The 14,866-nt window shown below is 56.3% G+C and carries 15 protein-coding genes; all 15 read right to left on the reverse strand.

What is annotated here, in order from left to right; translation table 11 throughout:
• Nucleotides 1-161: 161 nt before the first annotated feature.
• The 15 genes from GSQ70_RS21100 to traC all read right to left on the reverse strand — a co-directional run bounded on the left by GSQ70_RS21100 (nucleotide 162) and on the right by traC (nucleotide 14,866).
• Nucleotides 162-773: a hypothetical protein gene (locus tag GSQ70_RS21100; RefSeq protein WP_158784341.1), complete on the reverse strand. Its 612-nt coding sequence runs from the start codon at nucleotides 771-773 to the stop codon at nucleotides 162-164.
• Nucleotides 770-3,658, reverse strand: coding sequence for a conjugal transfer mating-pair stabilization protein TraG (traG, locus tag GSQ70_RS21105; RefSeq protein WP_158784342.1), 2,889 nt, complete (start codon nucleotides 3,656-3,658; stop codon nucleotides 770-772). The genes GSQ70_RS21100 and traG overlap by 4 nt, the downstream gene beginning before the upstream one ends.
• Nucleotides 3,658-5,034, reverse strand: a complete 1,377-nt coding sequence (gene traH / locus GSQ70_RS21110; protein WP_158784343.1) for a conjugal transfer pilus assembly protein TraH — start codon at nucleotides 5,032-5,034, stop codon at nucleotides 3,658-3,660. Before traH ends, traG begins: the two co-directional genes overlap by 1 nt.
• Nucleotides 5,027-5,356, reverse strand: coding sequence for a hypothetical protein (locus GSQ70_RS21115; RefSeq protein ID WP_233268393.1), 330 nt, complete (start codon nucleotides 5,354-5,356; stop codon nucleotides 5,027-5,029). The genes traH and GSQ70_RS21115 overlap by 8 nt, the downstream gene beginning before the upstream one ends.
• Nucleotides 5,357-5,425: 69 nt before the next feature.
• Nucleotides 5,426-5,965: a type-F conjugative transfer system pilin assembly thiol-disulfide isomerase TrbB gene (gene trbB / locus GSQ70_RS21120; RefSeq protein ID WP_158784344.1), complete on the reverse strand. Its 540-nt coding sequence runs from the start codon at nucleotides 5,963-5,965 to the stop codon at nucleotides 5,426-5,428.
• Nucleotides 5,965-6,261 carry a hypothetical protein gene (locus GSQ70_RS21125; RefSeq protein WP_158784345.1) on the reverse strand — a complete coding sequence of 99 codons (297 nt, stop codon included), beginning with the start codon at nucleotides 6,259-6,261 and terminating at the stop codon, nucleotides 5,965-5,967. Before GSQ70_RS21125 ends, trbB begins: the two co-directional genes overlap by 1 nt.
• Before the next feature lie 12 nt (nucleotides 6,262-6,273).
• The gene (gene traF / locus GSQ70_RS21130; RefSeq protein ID WP_233268399.1) at nucleotides 6,274-7,089 is read right to left on the reverse strand and encodes a type-F conjugative transfer system pilin assembly protein TraF; all 816 of its coding nucleotides are present in this window, start codon (nucleotides 7,087-7,089) and stop codon (nucleotides 6,274-6,276) included.
• Nucleotides 7,086-8,921 carry a type-F conjugative transfer system mating-pair stabilization protein TraN gene (gene traN / locus GSQ70_RS21135; RefSeq protein WP_158784346.1) on the reverse strand — a complete coding sequence of 612 codons (1,836 nt, stop codon included), beginning with the start codon at nucleotides 8,919-8,921 and terminating at the stop codon, nucleotides 7,086-7,088. The genes traF and traN overlap by 4 nt, the downstream gene beginning before the upstream one ends.
• Nucleotides 8,918-9,544 (reverse strand): type-F conjugative transfer system pilin assembly protein TrbC, encoded by a 627-nt coding sequence (gene trbC, locus GSQ70_RS21140; protein WP_158784347.1) that lies wholly within the window; start codon nucleotides 9,542-9,544, stop codon nucleotides 8,918-8,920. Before trbC ends, traN begins: the two co-directional genes overlap by 4 nt.
• An 18-nt stretch (nucleotides 9,545-9,562) precedes the next feature.
• Nucleotides 9,563-10,558, reverse strand: coding sequence for a conjugal transfer pilus assembly protein TraU (traU, locus tag GSQ70_RS21145; RefSeq protein WP_158784348.1), 996 nt, complete (start codon nucleotides 10,556-10,558; stop codon nucleotides 9,563-9,565).
• On the reverse strand, nucleotides 10,555-10,953 hold the full coding sequence (locus tag GSQ70_RS21150; protein ID WP_158784349.1) for a hypothetical protein: 399 nt from the start codon (nucleotides 10,951-10,953) through the stop codon (nucleotides 10,555-10,557). Before GSQ70_RS21150 ends, traU begins: the two co-directional genes overlap by 4 nt.
• On the reverse strand, nucleotides 10,953-11,579 hold the full coding sequence (gene traW / locus GSQ70_RS21155; RefSeq protein ID WP_158784350.1) for a type-F conjugative transfer system protein TraW: 627 nt from the start codon (nucleotides 11,577-11,579) through the stop codon (nucleotides 10,953-10,955). The genes GSQ70_RS21150 and traW overlap by 1 nt, the downstream gene beginning before the upstream one ends.
• Nucleotides 11,579-11,794 (reverse strand): TraR/DksA C4-type zinc finger protein, encoded by a 216-nt coding sequence (locus GSQ70_RS21160; RefSeq protein ID WP_032713693.1) that lies wholly within the window; start codon nucleotides 11,792-11,794, stop codon nucleotides 11,579-11,581. The genes traW and GSQ70_RS21160 overlap by 1 nt, the downstream gene beginning before the upstream one ends.
• A complete protein-coding gene (gene trbI, locus GSQ70_RS21165; RefSeq protein WP_233268400.1) occupies nucleotides 11,787-12,269 on the reverse strand; it encodes a type-F conjugative transfer system protein TrbI in 483 nt (160 codons plus the stop codon). Before trbI ends, GSQ70_RS21160 begins: the two co-directional genes overlap by 8 nt.
• Nucleotides 12,251-14,866: a type IV secretion system protein TraC gene (gene traC, locus GSQ70_RS21170; protein ID WP_158784351.1), complete on the reverse strand. Its 2,616-nt coding sequence runs from the start codon at nucleotides 14,864-14,866 to the stop codon at nucleotides 12,251-12,253. Before traC ends, trbI begins: the two co-directional genes overlap by 19 nt.

Consider the following 14,866-nt stretch of genomic DNA (forward strand, 5'->3'; position numbering starts at 1 on the left):
TGGGCGACAGTGCGACACTGAGCATTTTATGGGCGATCAATAAATATAATCAGAGAACAAATGATTTGTACAACAGGAAGGTTGTTCAGTCAGACAGTCAGTGCATGTCGAAATTGATTTCCGATACACACTGACTGAGAACAAACGAAATGCGTTAGAGTTTAATTCCTGTAATGGTCGTTACCGGAAGAGAAGTAGTCATATATATTATCCGGGCGAGAAGACGAACTTGAGTCAGAGTAGATTTTTGGTTCATGGGCTGGAGCCCCATAGGCATTTCCTTTCGAGTCTACAGCCCCCATCATGGGTAACCCTGTTGTCGGATTAATCTCGAAGGACGTTATCATTTCATGACCGCGGGTACGCGGTACTACAACATTATTTTTTTGCTCAGGAAAAAGACAAGAAAAATCCTTTTTTCCGACAAGCCAAAATATAAACAACCCAGCCCAACTAGCAACAATGCTACCAACAAGCACCGCCAAACCACCTCCCCACCATGACCATGCAAGAATAACAATAATAGTAAAAAGCGATGCAGCCGATTTCTTCATAAATAAGCTATCAAGATATACATGATTAGCATCTAGCTTCCTGATAGCAGACCATGACACTAATGAAAAAACCATTGGCACCATGCATATTACAAAAGAGATAACGCTTGGCGTTATGTTCAAATAACTAATCGAAATGAAGGTACTCAAAAACAAGATCGCATTAAGAATAATAACAACATAGTTAATCCAGTAACATAGCATCCACTTACGAATCATTTATTTTTATCCTCATACTGTTTTTGCATGTCGGTTGCACGCTTCATTAATTCGTCACGCGTATCGCCACCAGGAAGAGCACTCTGTCGCACCTTTTCATTCTTGTTTTCTTCATCAAACCGGCGCCCCTGAACCTGATGATCTTGCTCCAGTTCAGTATACTGTTTATGTACCTCACCCTGCTGTTTATTGACTTTTTCTTGAGCAGAATCAACAGAACGCTGCACATCGGCCCGTGACTGTGACACCTCACCGGCGACAGCACCCTCAGCTTTCACGCCGTGATCGGCAGCAGTCTGCGCCATATGCTGTTGCTGGTCGGCGAAGTCACTGTGGCTGACACCTTGCAGGCCGCCGCCAGGAGCAACACTGCCCATATTGTCACCGGTCTGTGCCCGGTTAGCCGCAAATTCCTGCGCCAGCTGCGGCATCAGGCGTTCTTCCACAAAACGACCAGCGAGAGCCTCGCGTTTCTCACGCACCGCCGGGTCACTAACGTCCGTCAGTATGCGAGTCGCATCTGGATCGTTCTGCTGCGCATACTCCACAAACTCCTGGGTATAGTTGCTGCGCACCGAGTCACTGTGGTTTTGCACATAGCTCGCCACCTGCGCATATTCGTGGCTACGGGTCTGCGCATCACTGTACTGGCTGGACTGTGTGCGCATGTCGCTGAAGGTGGCGGCCATCTGGTTAAGCAGCGAGCCGGAGGCGTTGTCTGTATGGCTGCTGTTGTCCGTGGTCCGTTGACTGGCTACCACATCCACACCGTGACGAATATCCTTCAGGTCCTGAGCGCTGAAGTCCTTCGTGTTACTGGTCCGGTTACTCATATCAGAACTGGTGCCGTGAGATGACCCACTCTGTCCGTTATAATCCAGTCTAGTATGTAAATCACCTCCCGCACTCCAGCCCGTCCCTAGACTGGCCACTTTTCCAATAATTTGTTTATCAGAATCGACTTTGGCGTATGCTCCTGCACCCGCATTGAATGTCATATTCTGGCTTTTATCCATGGCAGTTCGCAGTGCATCGGCCTGGCTGATGTTGTTATCCCTAGCATAGCGGGCAACAGCACTCTGCATCTTACTTATAGCCGCCGCATCGTTCGCGCTGACGCTGTTGTCTGCTCCGCGACTGACGGTGTCGCTATTCCCCCGCTGACTGGCCCACTGTGACAACAAGGACATCCCGGTACTGGTGCTATGATTAAGCGAATTGTTCAGGCTCTGTTGTTGGCTCATAGCATCACGCTGCAGCTTCTGGATACCGGTCTGGGATATCTGGTCTCCCATAACCTCCGTCGCCAGTTTTGAAATAGCCTGGCTGGTTTCCAGCACGGTACTTCCATCCCGTGTCCGGGTTGCCGTGGCACCGTTGCCCATCTGGGTCATGGCCATTCCGCTACGGCTGGCGTAGTTGGTGTCCCACTTATTGCCGGCAACGTTGTCGGTCTGCAGATTATTAAAGGCCCAGCTGCCGTCGCCGGCACGGGAGGATTCAGAAGAGGCCGTACTGTTCATTGCCGTACCCAGGTAGTTACCGGCCTGCGACACTGCGCTACCCAGCCCTTTCACGATACCCCAGGCGAGGAACGGAATGGAGAGGGACAGCCAGCCGGCAATCGAACCAATATCCGCATGGGTCTGCTGGATGACCGACAGGTTCGACAGCGAAAAACTCAGCGTCCCTGTTTTACCCGTGAGATACATACTGACCGCGTAGTTGAGGATAGCGAACATCGGCCCCCAGGCCTGCAGGTATATCAGTGTGAAGATATACCCCTTCAGCACTTCCATAGTCAGGGTATGAATGGAGGCCAGCAAAATAATCACCGGGAACAGACCAATCACCATCGCCAGCAGCACGGTATTGAGCAAAGGCAGGTAGGTGGTGGCAATACTGGTTGATGTGGCCTGGCTCAGACGCATCTTGGTATAGGACGACTGCGAGGCCAGATTGACCAGGCCGGCGGCATCGCCGTTCTGCGCACTGGTGGAGGCAATGCCCTGCTTCAGACCATTCATCACCACCGTCTGGCGCATAATCTGGCTGGCGCTGGAGCCACCGCCGTAGTAATAGCTGTAGCTGTCACCCAGCAGGGTACCAAACAGCGCGCTGGCGTTGGGTTTTCCACCGGTGAGCCGGGCAACATAGTAGTCCCAGGTCTTACCGCCATTCTGGGTGTCGGTGGTCAGCTGGGGTTGCAGCACACCGGTTGCCAGCTCCTGACAGGTCCAGAACCCTTCCCGGTTTGCCATGGTATTACCGTACTGCACCATCACACCACGTAGCGGGCTGGGCTTGCTGAATATCAGTGAATACGGATCTTCGCTGTTCATCAGCTCCTGGAAGGAGTATTTGTGGTTAAGCAACATATCGCCTACCACGCAGTTTCGCACGTAAGCGGTAAACAACTCTGCCAGGTCACCATTACGGAAGGCAAAGTCGGTTGCAGTCCCCACCAGGTTGGCGCCGAACAGCATCCCGGTTTTACTGTAGGTGGCGGAATCCGGGGTATGGAATACAGCCTCAAAACCTTCCGTCAGGGCGGTGCCAATGCCGGTGATAAACTTCGCTGGCGCCGCCAGCCCCAGCGGTACATTGTCCACCGTATGTACACTGGTTGCGTCGCTGCGGTCAATGATTTGCACCGTTCGCTTGGGTATGATGAGCACGCTGGTGAGAAACATAAAGAAAGCAATAAACTTCAGCACTTCCAGCGGGTCATGGCCGCGGATGTAGGTGGCAAACAACACCATGACCGACATCAGCGCCGCAATACGAAACATCGTGGCCCACTCGGTGGTCCCCATCAGGACGGCCACACCGTTAAAGATGGCCGTCAGGAACTCCCCGCCGCTCAGGACGTAAACCGTATCCATCACAGGCCCCCTTCGCTGCCGCCGAAGCGGTAGTTCTGCTGATAGCGGTCAAGCAGTTGGCTGGAGGTCTGCTGACGCAGGTAGCTCATCTGACGATCCATCTCAGCCAGCGCATCGCTTTTCACCTGCACTTCCTGCTGCAGGGCCTCCACCTGACGGCTGGATTCGCTGATGTTGGCCCTCAGCGGCTTCATCACCTCTTCATCATAATTCCGGCTGGCCAGAGAGAGTTTGGCCTGTTCAATCAGCTCTTTCAGATACTGCAGCATAATGTCGTAGGCGATGTAATCCGACAGTGAGGACAACATGTCAACGTTGAGGCTCAGCTGCATCGGGTCCACCAGGTAGCGCAGCACCGGAATGGAAGTGCTCTGGATAAACCCTTTTTCCGCCGCTGACAGCGGTTCATCAGTACGTAATTTATCGCGGATACTGCCAATCATGTCTCTCACCCGCGATATCAGGGCGCGGTTGCTGCTGATAGTCACGGACCCGTTTTTCAGTTCCAGGCAGTCGCCGCTCGATACACAGCGCTGAATTTCCACATTACCGCCCTTCATCAGGGCAACCAGCAATCCCTGGTGGTTTACCTCCGGTATCAGAGATTTTGCCGCACCATTGCGGTCAAATATCAGCGTCCCGGTCAGGTTCATCACCATTTCTTTCAGTTCCGTGTCCCCGTCAAGCATGGCATTGCGCCCCAGCAACTCCCACATCAGGTTTTTGTTACGCAGCACCCGGTCCTTGTCCTTATCGCCGGCCTTGTCCAGCACACGGTCCATCTCTCCGCCGACCGTGCAGCCCTGACGGGAGGCCGCCCAGTCGGCAAAGAGGTTGCTTTCTCCCGCAATGTCCTGACAGACCTTCTGTTGGGACACCTGGGTCTTTGGCCACAGGCCGCCGATGATGCCCTGTGCCGCCTGGCAGCTGGAGATGTTCATGCTGTTCATGTCCGCTGCCAGCTTCTGCAGGTAGTCCTTGGCGTCTTTCAGCTCAGGTGCCACGGTTTGTAGTGCCAGGTCGAAAAAGTAGCCCTGGGCATTGGCCATCAGGTTTTTGATGAACTGCTGCAGCTGGTCGCTGTTAATAAACGAGAACGCCCCGAGGTAGGCATCGATACCGCCGCAGCCGGCATTCAGTGACGGCGGGGTAAACGACATCACCTGCATCTGTTTGACCGGGCTCCTGAGAAACAGGTTACCGCCGGTCATATAGCCTGCGGCCTGCCCCTGCCAGGCCGCAGCGCCAGTGGCATTACCTTCAAATCCCAGCTTGTTGAAGTAGTTATTAAGGTCGCTGTTCACATCGGCATGCGACAGTGAAGGGGCGGTCAGCAGCGCCAGGGCGCAAAAACCTGAGAGTATCGGTTTACGCATGCTGCCCGTCCTTACGGCCCGACCGGCAGGAGAAATACGTCATCACACCGTCCAGTACACCCAGGCAGTATGCCAGCGCAGACGCGGCCAGAAGTCCCACGCCCGCACAACCAAACCCCACCGGCATGACGTACATCACCAGGTTCAGAGGCGTCTTCATCGCCTGGTTCTCCGCATCCAGCGCTGCAAAATCTGTGATACCGTACTTCAGAGACTCAAACGCTGTCAGCCAGAACGTCCGGGAGGCATATCCCGCCACCCCGCAGGCCACAGCCAGCAGAAAGAAGACAAGGGCAGTCCTCATCAGAAATGATTTATTCACGTTGCAAATCCTTTGAAAAATAGTTCGTTATATGAAACGAAAGTGCGGAGGTAATGCTGTGTGGGTCGGTTATTGCGCCATCAGTGCCTGATTAATCCGCTGCAGCAGACTGTTCATATCGGTTAACCCTTGTGCCAGCGGCCAACTCTGCAGAGTATTCACGTTCACCAGCCAGGTCGTGGGTGTCACACCATTACTGCCCGGGCCGAAAAACTGGTCCAGTACCGCCCGGGGGGCGGGTATTGCCTGCGGAAAACTCACATCGCCCTGCCCGTCCAGCGTGTAGGGAAACACCTTAAATCCCGTCTGCGTGGACAGCTGGATAAGCTGCGGATCAAACTGCTGACAAAAATGGCAGGAAGACTGCATAAACAATATCAGGCGATAATCGGCCGTATTTATCGAACGACCATCCGGAAGACGGTATGCCCGCCCTGCAGGCGTAGTGGAAGTCTCTGGTACTGGGCTCACCTCTGTCCGGGACTGGGGTTCTGCCTTGCCCGCTTCCAGCGCCTTTAGCTCATCCAGCGTCGAGGCATGCGCCATCGACACAACCCCGCTCAGCATCAGTACCAGCCCCAGCGCCACTTTTGGGTGTTGGATTTTCATCACAGTCCCCCCGGCTGCCGGATAGCACGCCAGGCATGCCATGACGCCAGTCCCCAGCCCGCCAGACTCAGGGCGGCACCACAGAGACTGAGCAATAGCGAAACGGCAATACTGACCCACTCCAGAACATCAACCTTGTCCGGCCCCAGACTAAGAGCCCGCGCATCCAGCGCTATCCCCGCCAGATACCAGAACACCGGCCCGGCCGCCATAAAGGCCATGCCACAGAACAGCAGCAGGTTCTCCTGCCTGACCTGTTGTTCGTGCTTATTATGCGAAGTGCATTCTTTCGTCATATTTTTCTTTCCTTAGTATTGCGCTTTAAAGTCGGTGGCCACGTCGAGGAAGCGGCGGGCCAGGTCGTCCTGGGTCATAAATCCGTACGCCAGTGGCTGATACTGCTCACTGCCCGGCTCAACCAGCATCAGGGCCGGGAACTGGCTGACGCCCATCTTCGCCGCCTGCCCGATGTCCTGTCGGGTCTGCGGCAGCGCTTCGCTGCGCGCACCGTCCATGCTGATCGGTATCAGTGACAGCCCATACTGTTGTGAGAACTGGTGCACCGTGGCCGCCATCTGCATATCCTGCGGATTGTTTCCCCGGTAAAACAGGAACAGACCATAGCGCTGACCCAGGTTATGAATGGCATCATTCTGCAGCTGACGGGCCGCCGTCTGCTGCAGGGTTGCGGTACCGTTATAGCGGCTGTGCTCCAGGTTGTAATCGAGGTCCGGATACAGCAGCAGCGCCTTTTTGGCCGACTGCGTAAACTGCCCGGACAGGTTCATCAGATAAGACTGCATGCGCAGATAGTCCGCCGCTTTCTCCGGGGAAGGGGACAATATGGCGCTGTTGAGCTTTTCTTTTGTCAGCTTCTGCAGCAACGACATCTGCAGGTTCGGTGGCAGGACGCTGAGCGGGACAGTGTCATCGTCCGGCTCATCCTCCTCTTCTGGCTGAGGTTCGTTGTACCAGTGCCAGCCCACAATCGGCGTATCCACATAGGTCCCGGTGGATGAGAGGGCAGGCGGAGGAAATGCACTTTGCGACGGGTCAGGACTGACAGTCGCTGCCTGCGCCCCGGTAACCAGCAACAGGAATACTGTCGGGAGGGTTTGCTTCACTGGCCACCTCCTGCCATCTTCCCGGCTATCTGTTCTTTAACGCGGTCAAGCAGATCCTGGTCTGCCGGCAGCGTGGTACCGTTCTCCAGGTCATCATAAAAGTCGGCAAAGTTAATGTTTTTGAAATTCAGGCGCTGCAGTTCCGCCACCGTCAGTCCACGGCAGTCCGGCGAACTTCCGCTACCAAAGCCGATACCCAGCTGGCCGCGACGCCCCTGGTCCTGAATGATTTTCGCGAGCTTGCTGTCAAACTGGCAGTACCCTTCTTTCTTCTCAAGACAGACACCGAGCACCTTATGCGCACAGTACGACCCAACGTAGATACTCAGCTTGCGCTTCTTGGCCTCCGCCAGCGCCTTTTCTTCGGTGTTGCAACTGGCAAGTCCGACATCGTTACCCCAGCCGCTGTCCTTGCAGCAGTTGCTGAAACCCGCCATCGCCTTACGACAGCTGTGGCCCTCACCGGTAAAGGCGGAGACGTTGACGCCATTCAGGGCGGCAATATCTTTACCGGCGGCCGCCAGCGCCGCCAGCCCCGAAACAGCAGACTGAAATCCATCAGACTTACCGTCATCCAGCTGGTCACAGCTGCCATCGGTACAGACCAGTTCACCACCGCACAGCTGCGCACTACCGCTCACCTTTTCCTCGCAGGAAAAGACCACCTGCTCACGCAAACAGGTACCATTCAGGCTGTCGAGGCAGGTCGTGGAGCCGACGGTACAGGCCGGGTTCTGCATATAGTCGTTACAGGTACCGTTATCGGCCGACTGAGAGACATACGTGTCGGTGTACTGCCAGCAGTCGCTGTGCAGAACATAGTTTTCACCGTTGACGGTAAAAGTACGATCGCCGCCGGGGTCGGTACAGACGCTGTTGATCAGCACCTGGTCGGTCTTATCAAACGGGCAGTTCTCCGACCACACCACGTCCGGAACCCATTTTTTTACAGGAACCGCCACCCTCAGCGTGATGGTAAAACTGTAACGCATGTTGCTGCTTTTCCAGATGAAATCGACAGTTGGCTTATTATTTCTGTTACGGATGGAGAACGCCATCTTCGCCCCCTCCGTCAGTTGCGCCCCACTGTTCAGGGCCGGACTGCCGGTATCATCATCCATTGAGATCAGCCCGAAAGGGGTGGTCACCCGCATAAACCAGTTTGAATTACTGAACGCCAGGTGTTTATTCCAGGAATACGTAGCTGACGCCGTCACGACCCTTCCTGTCAGCGGGGAAGTCCAGGTACCGGTATATCCGGCATCGGAGGATGCAAAAGCAATCCCCTGAGACTGAATAACCACCTGTTTTATTTCGGTCGAATCTTCTTCATGCCCTCCGCCTGCCGTCGCCGTCCGTGTACAGGCCAGCTGCACGGCAGGTGTGCGTTCGCAGGTATAATTTGTGATTTGGGTCTTATCCACATTCACGTCCTTGCACTGCGTGTCAGTACCGGACATGATGGTCTCAGCCTTATCCTCAATATCCAGCGAACCGCTGATAAAGGGGGCGTCGGTGGAGATAAGGTCCTTCGGGCGGTTTTTAATGACGTCCATGATGGTCTTCCCGGCTTCACCGTCATGCATCTCCGTATTGCCGGCGTTTTCCAGGTCGGTATTACTGGTGGCGGTGGTCCCACCGTAATACCCTGATTCATCCGGTTTCGCGGTATAGCCGGGAATGGTCGCGGCGGGGTCCGTCCCCTTCATCACATTCATCCCCTGATCCTTCACGCTGCCGGCATACTTTGCCGCCTCGTCATACTGCGGGCTGGCCAGTACGGATACCGCCGTTGCCAGCAATAAAAAGCCCGGTATCAGCTGTTTTTTCACGATGCCCCCTCCTTCAGCAACTTCTTCGCCGTATCGGCACAGTCCCCTTCTGCTGCAATCCGCTCCAGCGCTTCCTTCAGTTTCAGGTTGCCAGTAAGGCGGTCATATCCGGCATCGCAGGTCACCACCAGGGCCGGAACCGTGGTGATGCCGTATTTGCTGAACTGCCGGGGATCTATCTGCACCCCACCCTGATTGTTCTCCCGCGCCAGACGAAAGACCGATTCCACGGTTTTGCGGAAGTTGTTATCCACGAGACCGTTAATCAGCGCCGGAATGTGAAAGCGCGTTGCCGCCGGGACCATCTGCTTCAGTCCCTCCTCGGGGATGGAAAACGACAGGAAATACAGGGCATCCGGACGGGCCTCGCTGTCCGGTGCAACGGACGACTGCACCCGGCGCTGCATATCACCAATCCACTGACGGTCAGCCCCGGAGAGCTTGTCCTGCAGAAGGGCGTTAACGTCCGGCATGGTGGCGGTGTTCTGCGGCAGCTGGCGTATCGCCGCACTCTGCTCCCGCAGGGCACGAAAAAGCTGTTGCTCGTCTGTCAGTCCGTCAGCCTGTGCGGAAGCGGCCGCCATCAACGCGCCAGCCAGCACGGTAAAAATCTTAAGTTTCATCAGATTGTTCCCGGAAAATCAGAGGAAGACGCAGTTACGCTTGCGCCAGATGAGGTAACCAAAGTTCTGTCGGCTCGCCGGCGTGGCATGCCCGGCCTCCCAGGCCATCACGGTACGGCCAAACGGGTGGCAACGTCCCGCATCCGGATACATGTTGACCATCTGATAGCGGTAACGATCTTTCGGCATAATGGGCGACGGATACTCATAGCACACGGCCGTATCGGCACCGACGCTGTTCAGGATCATCCCCTGGCGATGCAGCTTGTAATCCATTCGCTCGGAGAGCAGCACACTGGCGGCCTGCGGGCTGGCCTGATTGGAGACAAACCCCGTAAACGGGTACATGCTGCCGTGCGAACCGGCACACCAGAACAGCGGGTTTAAGGGTTTTGAGACAGCACTGGCCAGCGCATCAGCGGCACAGGCCCCCTGCGCAATCGGATTGGCGAACAGGAACGCTTCAGGGGCCAGCACCGAGGCCAGTGAGCTGTCATCCCAGGTCGGGTCCAGTTCGGACAGATAGCCGATGTCCATGTCCCCCCCCTGCAGGCAGCCCAGGTCGGTGATAATATTGAGCCACCAGGTCAGCGGGTATTTGTACCAGTGGACGTGGTAGAAGGCACCGGTATTGACCGCCCCCTGGCGTTTCCCGCCGCCGCTGCCGAGCTTGCCTGCGCTGATACTCGTGCCACCAAGATTTACCATGCAGAACGGCGCGCGGGTCACGTCAGTCAGGGCAAACGGCTCCCAGAAGCCAATCGCAAGGCCTATACGCTCAAACACCGGCGGCGGGACCGGGCAGAACTGGATAGGGGAAGACGGGTTCTCCGTATCCGGCAGCGAGCCGGACGACACGGCCGCATTGCCGATGGACATCGGGAACATACATTCCCAGCAGATATCGGTGATCGGGTTGACGAACCGTCCCTGGCATTCGGGTTCAGAGGCCAGCGTACCGGTACCGATGGTCAGACCGCAGGCCAGTAGTAAAGCAGACAGTCTGAATGTCATTTGCCAGCCTCCGGGTATTCCGGTTCACTCAGCCAGCGCAGCCGATCGGCATCAGACAGGCGATAACGGTCAGACACCTGCTTCAGTAACATGCGCATTCGTCCATTCAGGCGCCCAAGAATACGCTCAGCAGTCTCCCGTGTTTCACTGTCGGGCAACGCCTTCATCCGGACCGCAAGCTGCTCCACCTCCATCAAATCATACAATACTCCGCCGTAAGGCTCCGTCAGCTCACGGACCAGAGACTCAAACCGCTCAGCAACCGCCAGATAGCGCATCACGATCCCATCGGCGTCCGCCCGCAGGCGACGGAATTCCCGTCGCTGGAATATCACCACCAACAGCAGCGCGCCAACGATGAAACACAGCAGGGTAATAACAAGCGGGAACAGCATTATCGGGCCTCCTTTATGGGTGCTGAGGTGATCTTCAGGCGCTTACCATCCTGACTGACCATCGCAGGAATATAGTGAATACCCAGTTTCTTCGTCAGTACGCCCTGCTGGTCGAAGTAGATACGCTCTGACAGCGCATCCGCTGTCGTTTTGATGTTGCCGTTGACCAGGATGACCTTCCAGGTTGGCGTGGGTGGGGTTTGCGCCTTCATCCAGGCGACCTGACGCGCATCATCACCATCGATAAAATAGAGGGTGGTATTCAGCGCCAGCGTATCCAGCGGGTTCAGGGTATCACCCTGACGCGCAAAGACCTGGCCCTGCGCATCGGCCAGCGTCTGGCCAACCACAAAGGTCGGGTCATACCAGGACGTATGTGCCTGCGTGTCTGTAAGCAGTCCTTCTACCGGTGTCGGGCGCAGCGTATGCTCCACCACCCGGTCCTGGAACTGTTGCTGCAGCTCCGCCAGCTGGCCGTTATCCTGCAACTCCTGCAGGCGATCCTGAATCAGCGCCAGAAAGCTCTGCTCCTGCACCGGCCAGACATCTCCCCATGAGCCCAGATCTTTTGCCTGCCCGACCAGTGGACAGACAAGGAACAACAACGTCAGGTATCGTTTATGCATCAGTACCCCACCTTATTTCGGTGCTCCAGTACGCTCTGGCACGGCGTGCAGGTGTCTGCCCACGGTGCCGCCAGACGCCGGGCCTCCGGGATAGTTTCACCGCATGACTGGCAATATTCGCTCCCCGCTGCCTGCAACTGATGGCGGATAGCCAGCACCGCCACGGTGTTCGTCAGCTCAACAACGTCCTGGGCCACATCGACTTCGTCACTCATGACTGTCTCCCTCTGCCATCCGGTTCGCCACCTCTGCCTGAACATCTGCAGTGATATCGCGGGTACCACCCACCACCGCCGGTGCCACCAGGATGACGGCGCCGTGATGGCGTTGCCAGTCGGTCAGCGAGGCATTGAGGGCGGTGTTAAAACGCGCGGTGGTGGCTTTTACCTCGTCATCGCTGAGATGACGCCCGGCCACCTGAGCCATAAAGTTATTCACCGTACCGGTCATATCGAAGCTCACCGTCTCCGGTCGCTGCCACTGCGCCAGCAACATCGAGATGCCTGCATTCATGACCAGAATAAAAGCGGTGACACAGGCCACCGGTACCAGGCAGCGCCGGCGACGGCGACTGAGGCGTTGACAAGGGGATGTTGAAGCGACGTGATGACTTATTCCGTCTGCCGGGGTAACGCCCGCAGATGGTTGTACTTCAGGGGACTCCGGTTGATTCACGACTGTATCTGCCATTTTTCCAGCACCTCCATTTCCTTAGCGTATTTTTTACGGGCCAGTAACCAGAGCGCTTCATGGACAGTTTTCCCCTCCTTCAGACACTGTTCACGAAACTCAAAGTCATCGCCGTCGGACGAGAACATCACCCGGCTCAGCGGGTCGAGGATCAAGCGGTGATACGAGACCTGTCCGGCCACGCGCAGCATAAAGGCGCTGAAGTGCGCATCTTTGGCCGAAGGGAAACCTTCAATGATGGTCTGCTCCGATGAGCTGAACTGCCCCTCATTCTTCTGGTTGTACTTGCGGAAGGCTTCCCGGTTCTGACGCAGGATGATTTTGAACGACGAGTTGGACCAGGCCGCTTTCGCCGCGATGCTGGCCTTGTCACCGTCAAAGTCCTCAATCCCCTGGGTGATGGTGATATAGGCGCCACCATACTTACGTGCGGTGCGGTAGCCGTTCTCGATGAAGTCACCAATAAAGCCGTTTTCACTCGCCAGCAGCTTCCAGGCCTCATCGATGATGGCCGCCTTACGCTCACTACGGGGTGACAGGAACATCCGCTGCTCGACATAAATCATCATCGAGAACATGATGGCCGCCAGCAGGTCAGGTTTGTTTTTGAGGCGCCCCATCTCCAGCACACAGAACCGAACGTTGTCATCGAGCGCCGGCTCCGGACTGTTGAAGTATTCGCCGTAGATACCGCCGGTGGTGTACTTGTGCAGGGAGACCACCATCTCTTCCATCAGACTGCGGACCGTGGTGGTATCCCGGTACTTCTCACTTGTGGTCCAGACGTTGAGCAGGTCGGAGACGTCGTCTATCAGTACCGCGTTGCCGCGACGTTTCGACGGTGCCTCCCCTTCCCAGACCGCCTGTACCGCGTTGAGCAGAATAGACTTGGCGGTATCATCGACCTTGCCTGACGGGCTGGAGAGGACCAGCAACAGGTCGCGGATACTCTCTGCCGATTCCACAATATTGACGATACCGGCAAACGGGTTGAACTTGAGGTCGGTGGCATCGACGTAGACCCCGCCAACGTTGGCGCACAGGGCCTTGTACGAATCCCCCATATCGAACACCCAGGCCCGCCCTCCGCTGTCAAGGATGTGCCGGATGATGGTCTGCATCAGGAAGGACTTCCCGCCCCCGGAGGTGCCACACACCCCGAGGTTATAGTTGTCATTACCCAGCCCTGACTTGCTGTCGAACAGGTCCAGATACGAGAGCTGGTTACGGTACGACGGAATGGGCACGCCTTTCGGGCAGATACGGTTATCCGCCACCACCGGCAACAGATTGGCGACATTGAAGGACTCCGCCCGAAGCGTCGCGCCGCTGCGGCGCATATCACTCCATAATCCTTCCGGCATCATGAACGGAAACAGCGACAGCCAGTTACGCAGCTGCATAAAGGTGGGCGAGCACAGTGAAATGCCATTGGCGCGGAAGGTATTCTGCAGCGCCAGTTCGCACATCAGGGCCTTATCATTATCATCCTCGCAGAACAGCGTGACGCCTAAACTGTAGCGCGCCAGCGCCGACTGCCCGGTAGACAGTCGCTCACGCAATCCGTCCCACTCACGGGCGGCTTTTTTTACCCCCGGCACCCACTTACCGAACGGGGAGTTTGCCCGCTTATCGTTGGTGGCAAACTTGCGTACCGCTTCGTTCTGGCTTTTTGCCTGAACATCCAGTTCTGTCGTCAGGGTGATAGCAAAGGGGCACGGCACCGTCGACGTCGGGTCCAGCAGATTGCTCAGGTTGTTCCCGCCCTGCCACAGCGCAAACTTCACCGGGTTCTTCTCCGGCATATAGCTCATGATGCGGGTTTTCACCCGCCCCCCCTCTGCGGAGGACTGGCTCTGGTGCAGACAATCCGGCGTCACTTTCAGATTGATGGAGCGGGCAACACACTGGGCATTCAGCTCTTCATACGGGTCCACCTCATCAGGCGGTGGCGTGATACGGTCATGGCGGAAGTTCACGATTTCACGGATCAGCCCGACCAGGCCCCGGTCATCCAGTACCTCAGAGTGAAGGTTCGCGGCAAACAGCGACTGTTGTACGATACTCAGCGTCTGACCCAGCGAGGCGAACAGCTCATCAACATCACGACGCAACGGCTCGGCGTAGCTGATAAAGAGGCGATAGTTACGCAGCGACAGCGGGTAGCCTTTGTTGTTAGGCAGTCCGTACAGGGCACCGTGTTCATAGAACGCGCGGGTGATATGGTCAAAGCGCGTAGCCTGCTCCCCCTGCCATGCCATGTCTGACAGACCGTTATCCAGCAGATGGCTGACGCACTTGCTCCCGAGGAGGAGCACGCTCAGCGGCTGTTCACGGGGAAGTTTGTTGCGCAGGAAGTTGTCCAGGGCCTCCACGATACCGTCGTTGGCGCCAATCAGCGGCGTACACTCCAGGATAAACCCCATAGTGTTCTGGTTTACAAACAGGCCGCTGTCTTTATCGTAATGCTGATACGGCAGCACGCTGACCAGAGAAGGATAATCCATATCATCCAGCGCCTCCCCGGCCTTCGCGGCACCGTCCTTCCGCTGCCAGTCGGTCATCAGGCGACGGAACAATTCATCATGCAGGGCCAT

This window comes from Pantoea sp. BAV 3049, assembly GCF_009765445.1.
In the GTDB taxonomy this organism is placed as follows: Bacteria; Pseudomonadota; Gammaproteobacteria; order Enterobacterales; family Enterobacteriaceae; genus Erwinia.